The organism is Erythrobacter oryzae (assembly GCF_030271515.1).
Classification (GTDB): Bacteria; Pseudomonadota; Alphaproteobacteria; order Sphingomonadales; family Sphingomonadaceae; genus Erythrobacter; species Erythrobacter oryzae.
The window spans coordinates 137,376-155,319 of record NZ_JASCXI010000001.1; the positions used below are offsets into that span (position 1 = coordinate 137,376).

Annotated in this window: 18 protein-coding genes; 8 read left to right on the forward strand and 10 right to left on the reverse strand. The window is 67.9% G+C overall.

Annotation, left to right across the window (positions count from 1 at the left end):
• Window positions 1-15 precede the first annotated feature (15 nt).
• Together PFX90_RS00715 and PFX90_RS00720 are read left to right on the forward strand one after the other, a co-directional pair.
• Window positions 16-603 (forward strand): TetR/AcrR family transcriptional regulator, encoded by a 588-nt coding sequence (locus PFX90_RS00715; protein ID WP_285709362.1) that lies wholly within the window; start codon window positions 16-18, stop codon window positions 601-603.
• Window positions 604-698: 95 nt separating this feature from the next.
• Window positions 699-1,565 (forward strand): SDR family NAD(P)-dependent oxidoreductase, encoded by an 867-nt coding sequence (locus tag PFX90_RS00720; RefSeq protein WP_285709365.1) that lies wholly within the window; start codon window positions 699-701, stop codon window positions 1,563-1,565.
• A gap of 6 nt (window positions 1,566-1,571) precedes the next feature.
• On the opposite strand, the gene PFX90_RS00725 is transcribed toward PFX90_RS00720, so the two are convergent.
• Window positions 1,572-2,339: an SDR family NAD(P)-dependent oxidoreductase gene (locus PFX90_RS00725; protein WP_285709368.1), complete on the reverse strand. Its 768-nt coding sequence runs from the start codon at window positions 2,337-2,339 to the stop codon at window positions 1,572-1,574.
• 159 nt (window positions 2,340-2,498) lie between these two features.
• Between PFX90_RS00725 and PFX90_RS00730 the strand changes: the two genes are divergently transcribed.
• A complete protein-coding gene (locus PFX90_RS00730) occupies window positions 2,499-2,981 on the forward strand; it encodes a hypothetical protein (RefSeq protein ID WP_285709370.1) in 483 nt (160 codons plus the stop codon).
• A 64-nt stretch (window positions 2,982-3,045) separates the two neighbouring features.
• Here the strand turns inward: PFX90_RS00730 and PFX90_RS00735 are convergent, their stop codons facing one another.
• The 4 genes from PFX90_RS00735 to rpsF all read right to left on the reverse strand — a co-directional run bounded on the left by PFX90_RS00735 (window position 3,046) and on the right by rpsF (window position 5,825).
• Window positions 3,046-4,524, reverse strand: coding sequence for an AMP nucleosidase (locus PFX90_RS00735; RefSeq protein WP_285709373.1), 1,479 nt, complete (start codon window positions 4,522-4,524; stop codon window positions 3,046-3,048).
• A 91-nt stretch (window positions 4,525-4,615) separates the two neighbouring features.
• The gene (gene rplI, locus PFX90_RS00740; RefSeq protein WP_285709376.1) at window positions 4,616-5,221 is read right to left on the reverse strand and encodes a 50S ribosomal protein L9; all 606 of its coding nucleotides are present in this window, start codon (window positions 5,219-5,221) and stop codon (window positions 4,616-4,618) included.
• A 14-nt stretch (window positions 5,222-5,235) separates the two neighbouring features.
• On the reverse strand, window positions 5,236-5,460 hold the full coding sequence (rpsR, locus tag PFX90_RS00745; protein ID WP_017665523.1) for a 30S ribosomal protein S18: 225 nt from the start codon (window positions 5,458-5,460) through the stop codon (window positions 5,236-5,238).
• The gene (gene rpsF, locus PFX90_RS00750; protein ID WP_088915598.1) at window positions 5,460-5,825 is read right to left on the reverse strand and encodes a 30S ribosomal protein S6; all 366 of its coding nucleotides are present in this window, start codon (window positions 5,823-5,825) and stop codon (window positions 5,460-5,462) included. The genes rpsR and rpsF overlap by 1 nt, the downstream gene beginning before the upstream one ends.
• 208 nt (window positions 5,826-6,033) lie before the next feature.
• Between rpsF and PFX90_RS00755 the strand changes: the two genes are divergently transcribed.
• A complete protein-coding gene (locus PFX90_RS00755) occupies window positions 6,034-6,972 on the forward strand; it encodes a DUF808 domain-containing protein (RefSeq protein WP_285709390.1) in 939 nt (312 codons plus the stop codon).
• A 12-nt stretch (window positions 6,973-6,984) separates the two neighbouring features.
• Complete coding sequence (locus PFX90_RS00760; RefSeq protein ID WP_285709393.1) at window positions 6,985-7,620, forward strand: glutathione S-transferase family protein; 636 nt, start codon at window positions 6,985-6,987, stop codon at window positions 7,618-7,620.
• Here the strand turns inward: PFX90_RS00760 and PFX90_RS00765 are convergent.
• The 5 genes from PFX90_RS00765 to PFX90_RS00785 form a co-directional block, all read right to left on the reverse strand.
• On the reverse strand, window positions 7,617-9,356 hold the full coding sequence (locus PFX90_RS00765) for a methyl-accepting chemotaxis protein (protein WP_285709395.1): 1,740 nt from the start codon (window positions 9,354-9,356) through the stop codon (window positions 7,617-7,619). The genes PFX90_RS00760 and PFX90_RS00765 overlap by 4 nt on opposite strands.
• A gap of 35 nt (window positions 9,357-9,391) precedes the next feature.
• On the reverse strand, window positions 9,392-10,630 hold the full coding sequence (locus PFX90_RS00770) for a carbohydrate porin (protein ID WP_285709398.1): 1,239 nt from the start codon (window positions 10,628-10,630) through the stop codon (window positions 9,392-9,394).
• Window positions 10,631-10,772: 142 nt separating this feature from the next.
• Window positions 10,773-12,314 carry a class I adenylate-forming enzyme family protein gene (locus tag PFX90_RS00775; RefSeq protein ID WP_285709399.1) on the reverse strand — a complete coding sequence of 514 codons (1,542 nt, stop codon included), beginning with the start codon at window positions 12,312-12,314 and terminating at the stop codon, window positions 10,773-10,775.
• 36 nt (window positions 12,315-12,350) lie between these two features.
• Window positions 12,351-12,602, reverse strand: coding sequence for an RING finger protein (locus PFX90_RS00780; RefSeq protein WP_285709402.1), 252 nt, complete (start codon window positions 12,600-12,602; stop codon window positions 12,351-12,353).
• Between the two features lie 35 nt (window positions 12,603-12,637).
• Window positions 12,638-14,065 (reverse strand): glutamate ligase domain-containing protein, encoded by a 1,428-nt coding sequence (locus PFX90_RS00785; protein WP_285709405.1) that lies wholly within the window; start codon window positions 14,063-14,065, stop codon window positions 12,638-12,640.
• A gap of 56 nt (window positions 14,066-14,121) precedes the next feature.
• Here PFX90_RS00785 and PFX90_RS00790 point away from each other — a divergent pair, with 56 nt between their 5' ends.
• The 3 genes from PFX90_RS00790 to PFX90_RS00800 are packed head-to-tail and all read left to right on the forward strand — an operon-like array spanning window position 14,122 to window position 17,906.
• Window positions 14,122-14,952: an LD-carboxypeptidase gene (locus PFX90_RS00790; protein WP_285709408.1), complete on the forward strand. Its 831-nt coding sequence runs from the start codon at window positions 14,122-14,124 to the stop codon at window positions 14,950-14,952.
• Window positions 14,953-14,987: 35 nt separating this feature from the next.
• Window positions 14,988-15,923: an ACP S-malonyltransferase gene (gene fabD, locus PFX90_RS00795; protein WP_285709410.1), complete on the forward strand. Its 936-nt coding sequence runs from the start codon at window positions 14,988-14,990 to the stop codon at window positions 15,921-15,923.
• A 51-nt stretch (window positions 15,924-15,974) separates the two neighbouring features.
• Window positions 15,975-17,906, forward strand: coding sequence for a beta-propeller domain-containing protein (locus PFX90_RS00800; RefSeq protein ID WP_285709413.1), 1,932 nt, complete (start codon window positions 15,975-15,977; stop codon window positions 17,904-17,906).
• Window positions 17,907-17,944: the final 38 nt, after the last annotated feature.

Consider the following 17,944-nt stretch of genomic DNA (forward strand, 5'->3'; position numbering starts at 1 on the left):
CGCTAAGGCAGAAGGATGGGCGCTGCCACCAACCCCTCCCGGGCCGCTGACACCCGCAACCGGCTGATCGACGCCGCCTTGGTGGTTGTCGCGCGCGACGGGCTTGGCGAGGCCAACGTCAAGGCAATCGCTCAGGAGGCCGGGGTGACGGCGGGGCTGCTCCACTACCACTTCGCCAGCAAGGACGAGCTGCTGTTCGCCGCGGTCGAGCGCGCGGGGGCGGAATATGTCGCCGCGCTCGATGAACTGATCGCGGGACACGAACCTGCGGCGCTGTTCGATGCCTACCTGACCTTTGCCGCGGGCGCCCTCGATGCCCACCGCCCGCTGTTCGCGCTGCGCCTCGCGCTGGCGGTGCGCGCAATCAACGAGCCCGCTATGGCCGAGCGTCTGGCTGGCGGCGATGCGGCCATTGCGGCGCGGCTTGCGCAGGTGCTGGCGCGACACGGGGGGCGCAGCGTTCCCGTGGCCGAGGATGAAGCCGGCGCGCGGATGATCAAGGCGGCGTTCGAGGGGCTGATGCTGTCGTGGCTATCGCGACCCGGTTTCCCGATGGAAGGCGCCCTGTCCCGTTTCGCCGCCGCGGTTCGCGCGACCGTCTGAATTTCCATCCGATCCACGCGAAGGTTCTTGCGCGATGCACGTGGGTACAGTATTTGGTTGGTTGACCAATCAATAAATGATGCGAGGCCCTCTCCATGCATATCGTGATGACCGGCGGAACATCCGGCTTCGGCGCCGAGGCGGCGGCGCGCATGGCCCAGGCGGGGCACCGCCTCACGCTTGGTGCCCGCACCCCCTTTCCGGACACCGCGCAAACGCGCGTCCTGCCGCTTGATCTCGAGGATCTTGCCACGGTCGATGCCTTCGCGGCGGCCGTCCGGAGCGGCGATACCGTCGACGCTCTGGTGCTTAATGCGGGCCTGCAACTGGCGAAGCCCGGGCGCATGGCGAACGGAATGGAGAAGACGTTCTTCGTCAATCACCTCGCCCATGTGCAATTGCTGGCACGACTGCTGGATTGGCTGCCTGCCGGTGCGCGGGTGGTGCTGACCGGGAGCGGCACGCATGATCCGGCGGAGAAGACCCCGGTTACGCCGCCCGACCATGCCGATGCACGCCGTCTGGCCTTTCCCGAGACCGATCCCGCGCTCCCGCAGTCCGCGCGCAAGCAGGCGTTCCGCGCCTATTCCTCGTCCAAGCTCGCCAACATCATGACGGCGCGGCACCTCGCCCGGTTACGGTCCGATCTTTCGGTGATGGCTTACGACCCGGGATATGTGCCGTGGACCGGGCTTGGCCGCGCCAACGGGCGAGTGATTGCCGCGATTGCGAGCCTCGTGGTGCCGCGGCTGATGGCGGGCGACCGGAGCAGCACGGTGGCTCTTTCGGGCGGCTTTCTCGCCGACCTCGCAACCGCACCGGCCTATCGACGCGAGCAGGGCAGCTACTGGTCGGTGCGCAATCCTGCCCTCGTGCGGATCGAGCCTTCCGCGCTCGCGCAGGACGATGCGGCAGCGGCGAAGCTGTGGGACGATAGTCTTGCTCTGCTTGGCCTCGCCTGAACCGCCTCACGCGTTGCGCGCCATCAGCCCGCCGTCGACCGGGATCGCCGCCCCGGTGATGTAGCTTGCCGCCGGGAGCACCAGCGAGAGGGTGATGTGCGCGACCTCCTCGGGCTCGCCGTAGCGCCTGAGCGCGGTGCGGCGCTTGGCGAAGATCGTCTTGTGCTCCTCGGACACGGCATCGGTCATCGCGGTGCGGATCGGGCCGGGGCAGATGCAGTTGACGGTGATCCCCTCGGGGCCGAGGTCGACCGCGAGGCCGCGCGTCAGGCCGATCACCCCGGTCTTGGCGGCGACATAGGGCGTATCGCCCGGAGTCGCGCCGAGTCCCTCGGTCGAGGCGATGTTGACGATCCGGGGCGCGTCGCTCTGCCGCAGGAAAGGCAGGCAGGCGCGCACCATGCGCTGGTGGGCGGTCAGCATCACGCCGAGCGCGCGGGCCCAGACCTCCTCGTAGGCGGGGTCGTCGAGCGCGCAGAAGCTCGAGACGCCGGCATTGTTCACCAGAATGTCGATGCCCCCGAAGTCCGCGCCGATGCGCTCCACCGTGGCCGCAATCGCGTCGCCGTCGGCGACGTCGAGCGCATAGGCGCGTGCATCGGCGCCGCATTGCGCCGCCACCGCCTCCGCCGCCGCGCCGTCGCGGTCGACCACGACGACGCGCGCGCCCTCGGCGGCGAAGAGCAGCGCAGTCGCCCGCCCCATCCCGCTGCCCGCGCCGGTAATGATCGCGCAGCGCCCGGCGATCGAGCGGGACAATGTGGGATGTGTCACGGGCGGCTCTCCTGTCCGGTGCTGGGGCCGCGAGGCTAGCCGAGGCGCGCGCCTGCGTCACCCGTCCGCAATTCGCGCCGCACCTGACCAATTAATCCAAGCCAGAGGGCGTGCGAATCGGCTATGGCGAGCATCGGGGTCACCAATGGAGGGATTTTCATGACCATTCGCCGTCTCTTGTCGCTGTCTGTCCTTGCAGGCCTCGCCGCCGCCACCGCGGTTCCGGCCGCTGCCGAGGATGCCAGCGTCGAACGCCGCCTCGACAGCGCGGGCCTCAAATACGAGGTCGACGACGATGGCGACTACAAGCTCACCTACAACTATACGAAGGAAGGGCGCACCCAGCTGGTGTTCGTCTCGGGCACGACCCAGACCGTGTCGGGCCTGACCATCCGCGAAGTGTTCGCGCCCGCGGGCCGGGTCGAGAAGGACGGGATCAACGGCAAGGCCGCGCTCGAGCTGCTTTCGGCCTCGGGCCAGATGAAGATGGGCAGCTGGGAAATCCGCGGCGACGTGCTCTATTTCGTCATCAAGGTGCTCGACAGCGCCACGTCGAAGGAGCTGTCGAGCCTGCTCGATATCGCCGCCGAGACCGCGGACGACAAGGAAATCGAGCTCTCGGGCGACCGGGACGAGCTGTAAGGCCCGTCCCTGCCCAAGGGCGGGGTCGTGAATAGGGGCGGCGTGGGGGCCCGCCGCCCTTTTCTCACCGGAACGGCGGTTCGTTAAACGCGCGCAGCTTGCGCGAGTGGAGCCGGTCGCCCTCGTCGCGCAGCATGGCGCAGGCGACGATGCCCATCTGCAGGTGCGCCGCGATGGCTTCCTCGTAGAACTTGTTCGCCTGCCCCGGCAGCTTGATCTCGCCGTGGAGCGGCTTGTCCGAGACGCACAGCAGCGTGCCGTAGGGCACGCGGAAGCGGTAGCCCTGCGTGGCGATTGTGGCGCTCTCCATGTCGATCGCGATCGCGCGGCTCTGCGAGAAGCGCTTGGCCGATGAGGAATAGCGCAGCTCCCAGTTGCGATCATCGGTGGTGACGACCGTGCCGGTGCGCATCCGCTGCTTGAGGTTCGCGCCCTGCACGCCCGCGACCTTCTCGGCAGCGAAGGCCATCGCCTGCTGCACTTCTGCAATCGGCGGGATCGGCACTTCGGGCGGCAGCACCGGATCGAGCACGTGATCGTCGCGAAGATAGGCGTGGGCGAGCACGAAGTCGCCGATCTTCTGGGTCGAGCGCAGCCCGCCGCAGTGGCCGATCATCAGCCATGCATGGGGGCGCAGCACCGCGAGGTGATCGCAGATCGTCTTGGCGTTGGAGGGGCCGACGCCGATGTTGACCAACGTGATCCCGCGCCCGTCCTCGCGGATCAGGTGATAGGCGGGCATCTGGTGGCGGCGCCAGGCGGTGTCGTTGAGCTGGTCCTGCGCGTGGGTGGTCGGCTCGCGGATGTCGAGCCCGGCCGCGCCGGTCAGCGCGACATAGCCATCCTTGCCGATCTGTGCGGCGCCCCAGTTCACGAATTCATCGACATAGCGGTGATAGTTGGTGAACAGGATGAAGTCCTGAAAGTCGCTGACCTCGCTGCCGGTGTAGTGCTTGAGGCGCGCGAGCGAGTAATCGGTGCGCAGGCCATCGAACAGCGAGAGCGGCATGTCGTGATCGCCGTCGATCTCGATCCCGTCCGCCAATTCGTCGCCGATCAGGGCAAGGTCGGTCGAGGGGAAATGCGCCGCGATATCCTGCGGGGCGATCCCCACCATCGCCGCCCCGGCCTCGCCATCGAGCACATAGGGGAAGGGGATTTCCTGCCGCGAGCGGGTGACGGTGACCTCGACCTCGTATTCGCTGACGATCAGCGCGAGCTGTTCGGTGAGATACTGGGTGAAGAGTTCGGGGTGGGTGACGGTGGTGGTGTAGGTGCCCGGCGTTTCGAGCCGCCCGAAGGCGCGGCTGCGGTCGCGCTGGCCGCCCACGCCGTTGTAGCGCAGCGTGATCTGCGGATAGGCATAGGAGCCGTCGGCGCGCTTGGCGGGGGCGGGCAGGGTGCCGTCGCGCCCGAAGGCGATGACGTCTTCACGCAGGGTGCGCACCGCGTCGTCGTAATGCCGCTGGAGTTCGGCGAGGATGGCGGGAATGTCGATCATGGCAGTTGTCTCTGCTCCTTTGTTGTTATCGTTGTATGGCACTTTTGCCTGTGCGGAGGCTGTTTACAAGAAGGGCGCGAAGATCGAGGTGATCTTCGCGCCCTGTATCTTGCGCCTTGAAGGTGCGGGAAGCTTACGCGTCCTCGCCGCCTTCGAGCAGTTCGGCCGGGATTTCGCCCGGTTCGAGGCTGGTGTCGATGCGGGTCGCTTCGGCCTGTTCCTCGATCTCGCGCTGTTCGTCGGCGAACATCTGCGCGAGCACGTCGACGCCTTCGCTCTGAAGCTTGGCTTCGTCGTCCGAGCGGGCAACGTTGGCCTTCACGGTCACGCGCACTTCGGGGTGGAGGGCGATGGTCACGTCGTGCATGCCGATGGTCTTGATCGGCGCGCCGAGGATGACCATGCGCTTGTCGACCGAGTGGCCCTGTTCGGCGAGCCCGGCGACGATGTCGCGCACGCTGACCGAACCATAGAGTTGGCCGGCGTTCGAGGCGGCGCGGATCAGCACCACTTCGGCGCCCGCGACCTTGTCGCCCTGCGCTTCAGCGACGGTGCGACGTTCGGCGTTTTCCTTCTCGAGGCGTTCGCGGTTGGCTTCGAACACCTTGCGGTTGGCGTCGTTGGCGCGAAGAGCCTTCTTCTGCGGCAGCAGGAAGTTGCGCGCATAGCCGTCCTTCACGGTGACCACGTCACCGATCGAACCGAGCTTCTCGATGCGCTCAAGGAGAATGATATCCATGTCTCTTTCTCCTCTTACTTCACGATGAAGGGCAGCAGGCCGATCTGGCGCGCGCGCTTGATCGCCTGGGCCAGTTCACGCTGCTTCTTCGCCGAGACGGCGGTGATGCGCGACGGCACGATCTTGCCACGCTCGGACATGAAGCCCTGCAGCAGGCGCACGTCCTTGTAATCGATCTTGGGGGCGTCCTTGGCCGCGAAGGGGCAGGACTTGCGGCGGCGGAAAAACGGGCGGGCCATCAGTCGCGCTCCTCACGGGTTTCGCGGCGCTTCCGCTCGCGTTCGTTCTTGCGCATCATCACGCTGGGGCCTTCCTCGTGCTCTTCCACGCGGATGGTCATGTAGCGGATGATGTCTTCGTTGATGCGGGTCTGGCGCTCGAGCTCGGCGACCACCGAGCCGGGGGCGTCGATGTTGAGCAGCACGAAGTGCGCCTTGCGGTTGCGCTCGATCTTGTAGGCGAGCGACTTGAGGCCCCAGGTTTCGGTCTTGGTGACCTTGCCGTTGCCGGCCTCGACGATTTCGGTGGCTTGCGCCGCCAGCGCGTCAACCTGAGCCTGACTCAGATCCTGACGCGCAAGAAAGACGTGCTCGTAGAGCGCCATCTTGCGTCCTTTCTACTTCCTGCCGATCGCTGGCTGATCCGTTCCGAATGAACGGGGCCCCTCCGGCTTTCTTCCATATCCGCAAGGGCGCATCCCAAGCGAAGCGCGGCCCCTTACAGCTTTGCCCGGCAATTGCAAGTCTTGTCCGCAGGGAACCGGACGGGCAGGCGCGGGGTTTATTGCACGAATCGCAAAGGGGGAATTGCCTGTGCCTTCAGGACTGGTCGCGCTGCTCGACGATATTTCGGTGATTGCCAAGGCGGCTTCGGCCTCGATCGATGACGTCGCGGTCGCCGCGGGGCGGGCGGGCACCAAGACCGCGGGCGTGGTGATCGACGATGCGGCGGTGACGCCGAGCTATGTCACCGGCCTCTCCCCGGCGCGCGAGTTGCCGATCATCTGGAAGATCACCAAGGGCAGCCTCAAGAACAAGCTGGTCTTCCTGCTCCCCGGCGCGCTGCTGCTCTCGGAGTTCCTGCCGGCCGCCATCACCTACCTGCTGATCGTGGGCGGGGCCTTCCTGTGCTATGAGGGCGCGGAGAAGGTGATGGAAAAGCTCGGTTTCGCCAAGCATGGCGAGACACTGGAGGACGAGATCACCGATCCCGTCGCCTTCGAGAACGAGCGCGTCACCGGGGCGATCCGCACCGACTTCATCCTTTCGGCCGAGATCATGGCGATCGCGCTCGCCGAAGTCGCCGACGAGAGCCTCGTCATGCGCGGGGCGGTGCTGGCGCTGGTGGCGGTGGCGGTGACGGTCGCGGTCTACGGCGCGGTCGGGCTGATCGTGAAGCTCGACGATATCGGCCTGCACCTGACCAAGAAAGCGAGCGCGGGCGCGCAGGCCTTCGGGCGGTTCCTGCTGCGCTTCGTGCCCAAGCTGCTGGTGGCACTGTCGCTGATCGGAACGGCGGCGATGCTGTGGGTCGGCGGGCACATCGTGGTCGATAGCCTGCACAAGCTCGGGATCGACTGGTTCTACGCACCCATCCACGGCGCCGAGCACGCGGTGCATGAGGCAGCGGGCGGGGTGCTCGGGTGGCTGACGGCGACGACGCTGTCGGCGATCTTCGGCCTGATCCTCGGGAGCATCATCGCCTTTGTCCTGCACAAAGTGCTGGGTGTGGGCGCGGACAAGGCACACTAAGCCTCCCGCCCCATGACCACACCCATTCTCTACACCTGCGCGCGCTCGCGCGGCCTTCGCGCGACCTGGGCAGCGGAGGAGGCGGGGGTCGAGATCGACCTTCGGATCCTGCCGTTCCCGCCACGCTACCTCGCGCCCGACTATCTGGCGATCAACCCGCTCGGCACTGTGCCGATGCTGGTCGATGGCGAGACGAAGCTGACCGAAAGCTGCGCCATCGCGCATTATCTCGCCACCCGCGATGGCACCACCGACCTCGCGGTGGCTCCGGGTGAGCGGGATTACGGCGAATACCTCGACTTCACCTACCACGCCGACGCGACGATCACCTTCCCGCAGACGGTCTACATGCGCTTCTGCCTGTTCGAGAAGGACAAGGGCTTGCAGGAGGCCGGCCACGCCTATGCCAAGTGGTTCCACAAGCGGTTGGTGAAGGTGGAGGAGCGTCTGCACGCACGCGAATACCTGTGCGCCGACCGCTTCACCGTCGCCGACATCTGCGTCGGCTACGCGCTGATCCTCGCCCAGAGCGTCGGGCTGGACGAGGGCGTGCCCGATAGCCTCAAGGCCTATCGCGAGCGATTGACGGCGCGCCCCGCCTACAGCCGCGCCTTTGCGCGTGAGGAAGAGGGCCGCAAGGCGCTCTAGGCCGCGCGGCGGGCTTCATCCGCCCACGCAGGGCCGCCCGCCTCGAGCCGGAAGTCCGCCACCAGCGCTGCGAGGCCCTGCGCCTGCCGCGTGAGGCCGCTCGCCGCGGCGGTTGCCTGCTCGACCATCGCGGCGTTCTGCTGGGTCATGCGGTCCATCTCGCGCGCAGCGGTGCTGACCTGCTGGAGGCTGTCCGCCTGCACCGACGAGGCCTCGGCGATGCGGGCGATGTGTTCGCTGGTGCGCGCGACGTGGGCGAGGATGGCCTCGAAGGCCTCGCCCGTGCGTCCGACCAGCGCGACCCCGCGCTCGACATGGCCGGCGCTCGCGGTGATCAGCGCGGTGATGTCGCTCGCCGCCTCGGCCGAGCGCTGGGCGAGAGCGCGGACCTCGTTGGCGACGACCGCGAAGCCCTTGCCGGATTCGCCCGCGCGCGCCGCCTCGACCCCGGCGTTCAATGCCAGCAGGTTGGTCTGGAAGGCGATCCCCTCGATCAGGGTGATGATCTGTGCGACCTCGTGGCTCGACTGCTCGATCGCGCTCATCGTCGCCATCGCGTCGCGCACCACCGCGCCGCCGGTGGCGACTTCGGTCTGCGCCTCGCCGACGGCCTTCTCGGCATCGCGGGCGCTGGCGGCGGTGCCCTGCACCCCGCTCGCGATCTCGCCCATCGCGCTGGTGGTCTGCTCGACCCGCGCGGCCTGCAATTCGTTGCGCTTGGCCAGATCGTCCGAGGCCGCGTGGATCTCGCCCGCGCCGACCGTCACGCCATCGGCGGCGCTCACCACCTCGCGGATCACCCCTGCCAGCTCCTGCGCGGTGCGGTTGAAGTTTTCGCGCAGGGACTCGTATTCGCGGCAGAAGGGCGTGTCGATGCGGCAGGTGAGATCGCGTGCGGCGAGCGCCTTGAGCCCTCCGGCCATCGCGTTAACGATCTTTTCCTGCTCGATGTCGTAGGCCTGCTTGGCCAGAGCCGCCGCGCGGAACACCTCGGCGGCGCGCGCAATGTCGCCGATCTCGTCGGTGGTTTCGGCCTCGGGCACGGGCGCGGTGTAGTCCCCGGCGGCGAGCGTCCCGAGCCGCTCGGCCAGCAGCGACAGGCGCGCGACGATCGCCTTCCTCACCATCACCAGCGTCCATGCCAGCACCGCGAGCGAGAGCAGGGCGAAGAACACCAGCATGATCCAGCTGCTCGATTGCGCCGCCGCGTTTTCCTGCGCGAGCAGGTCCTCGAACACGAGGCCGATCGCCTCCATCGATTCCTCGAGCGCGTCGAACTTGGCGTTGAATTCGGGGAACAGCGCCTCGGCTTGCGCGCGGTCGCGGGCGGCGGCTTCGACCATCTTTCTGGCGATCCCGAGATAGGCCTCGACATCGGCATCGGTCTTGGCGAGCAGCGCGATCATCTTCTCCTGCCCGGCCGCGTCCGCATCCTTGCGGTTCTCGGCCATGATCTGGCGGTAATTGGCGGCGTATTCGGCCAGGTCCTTGCGCGCCGAGGCGACCTGCGCGGCGTTGCCGGTCGCAGCGCCATAGAGCGCGGCATAGACCGCGCCGCGCACCGCATCGTGCATCATGTCGCCCACCATGTGGTTGCGCAGCATCCCCACCAGCTGCTCGCCGGCGGCATCGCTCTGCATCCGGGCGTGGTCGCGCCATGCGGTGGCGGCGGTCTGCACCAGCGTCAGGCCGAGCAGCACGGCGGCAAGGATGAGGGCGCGAGTCTTGATCGTCATGCTGGGGGATTCCCGGAAGAATGGCTGGGGCAGGCTTACCGGCTCGCGGCGCCGGTGAGGATGAAGCGCAGGGCGAAGATCACGCCGTCGCGCGCGCCCGGCGTGTGGTCGGAGCTCACGACATATTGCCCGTCGAGCTGGAGCGTCAGCCACGGGGCGAGGCGGTCGGCATAGGTGAGCTCGAAGCCGGTTTCGGTGCGGCCACGGGTGATGCCGGCGTCGGCCTCGTTGCGGCGGAATTTGTCGGTGAGGTAGGCCTGATTGGCGCCTGCGGAGAACTGGCCGTCGGGCCGTCCGGGGAAGGGGGCATTGACCAGCACGCCCGCCTGCCAGCCGCCCGAATAGGGCGTGGTGTCGCCGTCCGAGATCCCGGCGCGCAGGAACAGGCTGGCCGCTGGGGTGTCGGGCTCGGCGGCCTGTGTCGCCGTGCCGATGGGCACTTCGAGCAGCAGATAGCCCCCCTGTGCGCGCTGGCGCAGCGGGTCGCCTGCGGGATCGAGCAGCCGCAAATCGTCCTGCCGGTTTGTATAGGTCCACGCCCCCAGCGCCAGCTTGCCGAAACGCGTGAACCCCGCCTCGCCGATCATCAGCGCCCCCTCGCGAAGCATTGCCGGAATGCCGCCCTTGTCGCCCAGCACGCCGCTTTCGGCGTTGACCAGCGCGAGGCTGGCGTAAGTCTCGGGGGTGGGCTCGACATGGACCATCAGCGTCAGCGCGGTCGAGGGGAAGATCGCGGGGCCATTGGGGCCGGTCGCCGCCAGCTCGCTGCCGATCCCGAAGGCGGGCGCGATCAGCAGTCCGGCTGCGTCGTTGCTGTAGAATTCGGCATTGAGGTCGATGAACCCCGCCGCCACCCGCAGCGGCGCATCGGCGAACTGTTTCGACAGGTAGAACTGGTAGAGCTTGACGCGGTTCTGCGCGACCTCGGCATTGTCGATGCCCTGGAGCGTGCCCGCCAGCATATTGGGCTCGCGGCCCGTGCCCGCGATCACCTCGCCGACCAGCTCGGTGCCCTGCCACCCCGCCGCCGCCGAGAGATCGAGCGTGCCGGTCAGCGTCAGCAGATCGACATGGCGCACGCCGCTGCGCTCGCCTTGCGCCACGCCGACGATGTCGAGCACATATTCGCCCTCGAGCGTGAAGGCGGGTGCATTCTCTGCATCCTCGCCATCCTCGGCGTGCAAGGGGGTTGCGGGCAGGGTGCTCGCCGCGAGCAGCAGGATGCAGCGCCGCAGCGCCAGCGGAGTTTTTGCAGGGGCCGTCGGGTGCTGCATGGCCTTGCCCTCGATGCAAGACCGCGCCGGGGTGGTGGGGCCGGCTTCCCGAAGTCTTGCGATACTTGCAGGTTATGCAAGGCCCGCTAAGCCGGGGTGAGGCGTGCCCCTCGGCAGCATCCCTAGGGGAAAGTCACGGGGGTCAGGCGGCCTGGTCGGGGCTGACGGGGCGTGCCGAGAGTTCGCGGCGCAGCAGCTTGCCGATCGGATCGCGCGGCAAGGTTTCGACGAATTCGATATAGCGCGGGCGCTTGTAACCCGCGATCTGGCCCTTGAAGCGGGCGGTGATTTCCTCGCGGGTGAGGGTCTGCCCGGGCTTCAGCACCACGAAGGCCTTGACCGCCTCGCCCCATTGCCGGTCGGGCACGCCGCAGCAGCCTGCGTCCGCGACCTCGGGCATGGCGGCGAAGATGGCGTCGACCTCGGCGGGGTAGACGTTCTCGCCGCCGGTCTTGATCAGCTCCTTGGCGCGGCCCAGCAGATAGCCGCGCCCGCGTTCATCCATCGTGCCGAGGTCGCCGGTGCGCAGCCAGCCGTGGCCTAGGGCAGCCTCGGAGGCCTCGGGATTGCGCCAATAGCCGAGCATGACCGAGGGGCCGCGCAGGCACAGTTCACCCTCTTCGCCGGAGGGTAGGTGGTTGCCCTCGGGATCGAGCACGGTCATCGTGACATGCGGCAGCGTCCAGCCGATCGAGCGCGGGGCCTCGAGCATTTGCGGGTAGTCGATGAAGGTCGCAAAGCCGCAGATCTCGGTCTGGCCGTAGCCGCCGACGACGCGGGCGTCCCACTCCTTCTCGATGAATTCATACATCTGCGGCCGCCCCATGCCCGCCCCGCCGGTGTAATTGGTGAGCGGCATCCGGCCCGCGCGCACGGGGTTCATCGCCTGCCAAGGGAAGCTGATGGTGGGAAAGGCGCTGGTGGTGGTGCAGCCCTCGCGGTGGAGCAGCTCGAGGATCGCGGCGCTGTCATCATCGCGGCCCGCGAACACCGATGTGCCTCCGCAGGCGAGCATCGCGGCGACCTGCTGCATCCCCACCACATGGAACAGCGGATTGACCGAGAGCAGCACCTCGTCGGCGGTGAAGCGGCGATGCTGTGCGAAGCCGAGCGCGCTCGCGGCGACCGCGCTCCCTGCCTGAAGGCAGCCCTTGGGTCGCCCGGTCGTGCCGCTGGTGTACATCATGTAAAGCGGACGATCAGGCGGCAAGTTGAGCCCGAAATCATAAGTGTGTTGGATCGGCCCGAGGGTGGTTCCTACAACAGTCTCGAAAAATCCGTCCCCTGCATGACTTTCATCAACTTGATGCACTTCTCCTGCCTCAGCGCCTTGTAAAAGCTCGAAAAAACGCGGGGAAGCGAAGGTCATAGCGGGCTCGGCATTGCCGCAGATCCACGCCAGTTCCGCCGGGGCGAGGCGCCAATTGAGCAGCACCGCGATCGCCCCGATCCGGCCTGCGGCCAGCAGGATCGTGAGGAACGGCGCGCCGTCGGTCAGCAGCAGCGCAACCCGGTCGCCCGGCGCGATACCGCGCGCGAGCATCCAGCGGGCGAGGTTGGTCACCCGTGCATCAAGCTCGGCCCATGTGAGGCGCTGGGTTCCGTCAACGGTCGCAAGCCGGTGGCCATGACGCTGCGCGCAGTTCGCCAGCAGCGTGTCGAGCGAGAAGTCGCGGGGTTGCATGGATGCGAGGCTAACCTGCCGCAAGCCGCGCGCCCATCAGCGATTTTGCGAAGGGGGGCTGGCCGCCAGATCCTCGCCGCAGCGGGTGCATAAGCGGTTGGGCCAAGGGACGACGAAAGGCCCGCGAAAGAAGGCGTTCTTGCCGCATCGCGGGCAATTGAACCGCAGCATCGGCGCATTGGCGATCAGTAGCATGACGATCGCCGCAGCGAAGGCGAGGGTCGAGTGACCGTAAAGCCGGTCGGTCGCCAGCACCAGCAGCACCGCCAGCGCCAGCACCCCCAGCATCCGCCACGCATGGGCCCGCGCGCGGGCGTGGAGGCTCAGCGAAGGCGGGCGAGGATCGATCGCGCGAACTCCGTCAGCGTGTCGTCACGCGCGCCCATCACCGCGATCCGGTCCCCGGGCCGGGCGAGGGCGAGGATGCGCTCTCCGCAGGCCTCGCGCGATGCGATGTGTTCGGCCTTGCCGCCTGCCGCGTTGACCAGATCGACGATCCGCTCGGTGCCCACCGAACGGTCCACCGAACCGCCGAAATAGACCGGATCGCACATGATCGTGATGTCATCGGGGCCGAGCTCGCGCGCGAAGGTCTGCGCGAGCTCCTCGCCCATCTGGCGCAAGGGGCCGTAGCCGTGGGGCTGGAAGAAGGCGATCACCTTGCCGGGGGTGACCTTGAGGGTGCGCAGGGTGGCGGCGCATTTCTCGGGGTTGTGGCCGAAGTCGTCGATCACGCTGATGCCGCCCGGCGAGGTGCCGATCACGTCGAAGCGCCGCGCGAGGCCCTTGAAGCCGCGCAGGGCATAGGCCGCGTGGCCCACACCGATCCCCGCCGCGCTCGCCGCCGCGATCGCCGCGAGCGCATTGGAGAGGTTGTGCATCCCCGGCATCGGCAGGATCAGCGGGAACATCTCGCGCCGCCGGTTGTCGACCACCGCCGCGCGGATGCCCAGTTCGCTCATGTCGATCGAATCCGGCTCGACCGAAATGTCGGCACCCTTGGCCCTGATCCCGAAGGTCACCTTGCGGGCAGCGCGGGGGAGCAGATAGCCGGCCTCCACGGAATCGAGGTTGATCACCGCCGTCCCCGACGTGCCGACGAAGTCCCCGAACAGCACCCGCAATTCCTCGATGCTCTTGTGATCGAGGCTGACATTGAGCAGCACGCCCACCGTCGGGCGGTAGAGCGCGATCGACCCGTCGCTTTCGTCGACTTCGCTGACGAACACCCCCGCGCTCCCGATCCGCGCCGAGGCGAAGGGGTTGGCGGGGGAGACGAAGTTCTTCATCACCGCCCCGTTCATCACCGTGGGATCGTGCCCCGCCTCGGCGAGGATCCAGGCGATCATGCCCGTCACGGTCGACTTGCCCGAGGTGCCGCCCACCGCGACCGAGAAATCGGCGGCGTTGAACAGGCGCGAGAGCAATTCGGCGCGGCTCAGGCGCGCGCAGCCCAGTGCCTTGGCGCGGGCGACTTCGGGGACGGTGTCCTCGATCGCGGCCGAGGCGACGAGCACTTGCTCTGCCGAAGTCACCCCGCTGCCGTCCTGCGGAAACAGGGTAAAGCCGTTCGCTTCCATCCATGCGAACTTCTCGGGGGGCCGGCCCTGATCGCGGCTGCGGTCGGAGCCCGCGACCGGGTGGCCCAGCCCGTGCGCGATCTGGGCGAGAGGGAGCATCCCGGACCCGCCGATGCCGCAAAAGAACAGCGGCCGCCCTGCAAGCGGCTCCGACGAGGCCGTGTTATCCATATGAGGCTTGGTTATTGGCTTGCACGCCCCCTGACAAGCGCCATAGGCTGCGCTCCATGACGAATATCGCCATTTGTGCGCCCGCAACGCCGATCACCCGCGAACAGAGCGATGCGCTCGAGGCGCTGGTGGCGGCCGAGTTCCCGGGCCACCGCGTCACCTTCCACGACCAGTGCTTCGAGCGGGCGGGGCACTTTGCGGGCGATGATCTGAGGCGGCTCTCCGCGCTGCTCGAATTCGCCAATGATCCGGCCTTCGATGTCGTGTGGTTCGCCAAGGGCGGCTACGGCTCGAACCGCATCGCGCAAGCCGCGGTGGCGCAGATGAACCGCGCGGCGCGGACCAAGACCTATATCGGCTTTTCGGATGCCGGTTACCTGCTCGCCGCGCTCTACCGCGAACGCATCGGGCAGAGCGTCCACGGCCACATGCCGGTGAGCGCGCGCTCGGAAGGGGGCAAGGAGGCCATCAGGCGCGTGCTGCGCTGGCTCGAGGGCGACACCAGCGGGCTGGAGCCGAGCCTCGACGGGGTGACGCCCGCGGCCGCCTTCAACCTCATCACGCTGGCGATGATCGCAGGCACGCCGATGATGCCCGACCTTACTGGCCATGTGCTGATGGTCGAGGAAGTGTCCGAACACATGTATTCGGTCGACCGCCTGTTCTTCCACCTTGCCGGAACCCTGCCGCGGCTTGCTGGCCTGAGGCTCGGCTATGTCACCGATGTGCCGGAAAACTACGTCGAATTCGGCCAGAATGAAGAGGATATCGCGCGCTTCTGGTGCGACCGGATGGGCGTGCCCTACCTCGGCCGGGCCGAGATCGGGCACACTTCTGCCAACAGGGTTGTGCCCTTCGGCCTTGCCAGCCCGCCCGCGCGGACGTAACGGCGCGCCCCAATTCACAACGGATGGGGTCAGACATGCGCGCGTTCATCTTTCCGGGGCAGGGCAGCCAGAAGGTCGGCATGGGGGTGGAGCTGGCCGCCGCCAGCGAAGCCGCCCGCGACGTCTTCGGCGAGGTTGACGAGGCGCTGCGGCAGAACCTGTTTGCCCTGATGCGCGAGGGCCCCGAGGATCGCCTCACCCTCACCGAGAACGCCCAGCCCGCGATCATGGCCAATGCCATCGCTACCCTGCGCGTGCTGGAGCGCGATTTCGGCGTGAAGCTGCTCGAGACGGCGAACTGCGTCGCGGGCCATTCGCTCGGCGAATACACCGCGCTCGCCAGCATCGGTGCGTTCAGCCTGACCAACACCGCGCGCCTGCTGAAACTGCGCGGATGGGCGATGCAGGCGGCGGTGCCGGTGGGCGAGGGGACCATGGCGGTGCTGCTGGGCGCCGACATCGAGCAGGCCAAGGCGCTGGCCGAAGCCGCCGCGCAGGGTGAGGTGTGCGAGGTCGCCAACGACAACGACCCCTCGCAGGTCGTGATCTCGGGCCACACCGCCGCAATCGAGCGCGCGGTGGCGCTGACCAAGGAGCACGGGATCAAGCGCGGCATGATCCTCAATGTCTCGGCGCCCTTCCACTCCTCGCTGATGGCCCCCGCGGCCGAGAAGATGGCCCACGCGCTCGCCGCCACCCCTCCGGGTGCGATGGCACTGCCGCTCTACGCCAATGTCACCGCCGCGCCCGTCACCGACCCCGACGAGGCCCGCGCGCTGCTGGTGGAGCAGGTCACCGGCCGCGTCCGCTGGCGCGAAAGCGTGCTGGCGATGCGCGCGGACGGGGTCGAGAGTTTCGTCGAACTCGGCGGCAAGGTTGTCGGCCCGATGGTCGGCCGCACCGACAAGGAGGCTGAAGTCACCAGCCTCGTGACCATGCAAGACCTTGAGGCCTTTGCCAAAAGCCTGTGATGCGATAATCTCGCTCTCACCCGGCGCAAGGCCGGTCACGGGGAGAGAGACATGGACACGGTGCAAGCCCGCTCAGGTCAGGCGCTTTCGCTAGGGGTGCTGCTGGCGCTGGTGGCGGTGCTGATGGCCGCCGTCGGCTTCAGCGCACCCTCGGGCGCTCAAGAGAACGCCGCAGCCCCCGCGAGCGGCGCGGGCCTGAGCGGCTTTGCCAACAAGGCCGCGCTCGATGCCTTCACCCGCAAGATGGCGCGGCTCGAGCGGAAACAGCAGGAAGCGGTCGCTGATACCGTCATGTATTCCATGGCAGCGCCGCCCGCGATTGACCCAGTCGCCACCGACGCCGCAAACGAACCCCCGCCGCCCGGCGCCGAAAGCATCACCAACACCCAGGAAGCCGGCGTCGACGAGGGCGGGATCGTCAAGCAGGCGGGCGACTATCTCGTCGTCCTGCGCCGCGGGCGGCTCTTCACGATCCGCATCGGCGGCGACGCGCTTGCGCCCGCCGGGATGATCGACGCCTTCCCGCCGGGCAAGAAGGATCCCGACGAGACCTGGTATGACGAGATGCTGATCCATGACCGGCAGGTGATCGTGATCGGCTATTCCTACGGTTCCGAAGGGACCGAGATCAACCGCTTCGACATCGCCGAGGACGGCAAGCTAGCCTACCGCGATACGCATTACATGCGCTCGGGCGATTACTATTCCTCCTCCAACTACGCCTCGCGGCTGATCGGCGACGAGCTGGTGGTCTACACCCCGGTCTACGCCAACTGGGCCAAGCTCGAGGACAGCCTGCCCGCGATCCGCAAGCGCAGCCCCTATGCCAAGCCCTTGCCGCTGGTGAAGCCGCAGGACTTCATGGTGGCCGAGCCCTACCGCTCCGGCCGCTACCTGCTCGACACGCTCCACACCGTCACCCGCTGCAAGCTTTCCGCCGGTTTCGAATGCCGCGCCAGCGCCATTGCGGGGACGTGGAGCCATGCTTTCTACGTCTCGGCAGAGGCGGTCTATGTCTGGACGGGCATGACCGATGATCCCTCCAGCGAAGAGGGGCGGGGCCTCCCCGGCCAGCTCTACCGCATCCCGCTCGCGGGCGGCGCGGCGGGCGCGGTGCAGGTGAGCGGGGCGCCGGTCGACCAGTTCTCCTTCGCCGAGGATGCGCGCGCGGGCGTGCTGCGCGTGCTGCTGCGCGGCGAGGGTGAGGGCGAGGGCATGTGGGAGGGCGAGGTCAGCGGCGGCAGCGTCGCGCTCGCGAGCGTGCCCTTCGCGCTCTTCGGCAACGGCAAGGGCAGCCTCGCGCGCGACGACTACCGCACACTGCCCGAGCCCGAGGGCTGGCGCTTCCAGAACCGCTTCGTGGGCGACTACGTGCTCTATGCGGCGGGCGATTATGGCAGCGAGGAGGAGACGGGCACGGTCTATGCCGTCCCGCTCGGCGGCGGGGCGGTGCAGGAGGTCGCAGTCCCCCACGGCATCACCCGCTTCGACCGCATGGGCCAGGATGCCATCGCCATCGGCCCGGCGCGCGGCGACGGGCTCGGTTTCTCGGCATTGTCGCTGGGGAGTACCGCCAAGCTCGAGGACGTCCACATCCTCGCCGCTGCGGGCGAGGGCGAGACGCGCAGCCAGGCCTTCTTCTTCCGCCCCGATCCCGGCAGCGCGGACGGCGCCTCGGGCGTGCTCGGCCTTCCCGTCAACCGCGAAAGCATGCGCGATGGCGAGGAATTCCTCGGCTCGGGCTCGGCGATTGCCTTCTTGCGGCGCGCATCGCGCAAGCTCTCCCCGCTCGGCGAACTCGCCGCCGCGCCCAGACTTTCGCAGAGCGACAATTGCAAGGCCTCCTGTGTCGACTGGTATGGCAATGCCCGCCCGATCTTCACCGGCGGGCGGGTGTTCGCGCTGATGGGTTACGAGCTGGTCGAAGGCACGCTCTCCGGCAGCTCCATCACCGAGCGGCGGCGGGCGAGTTTTGCCCCGTGAAGCTAGCGGTCCGGCGTTGACCCTCGCGCGCGGGCAGC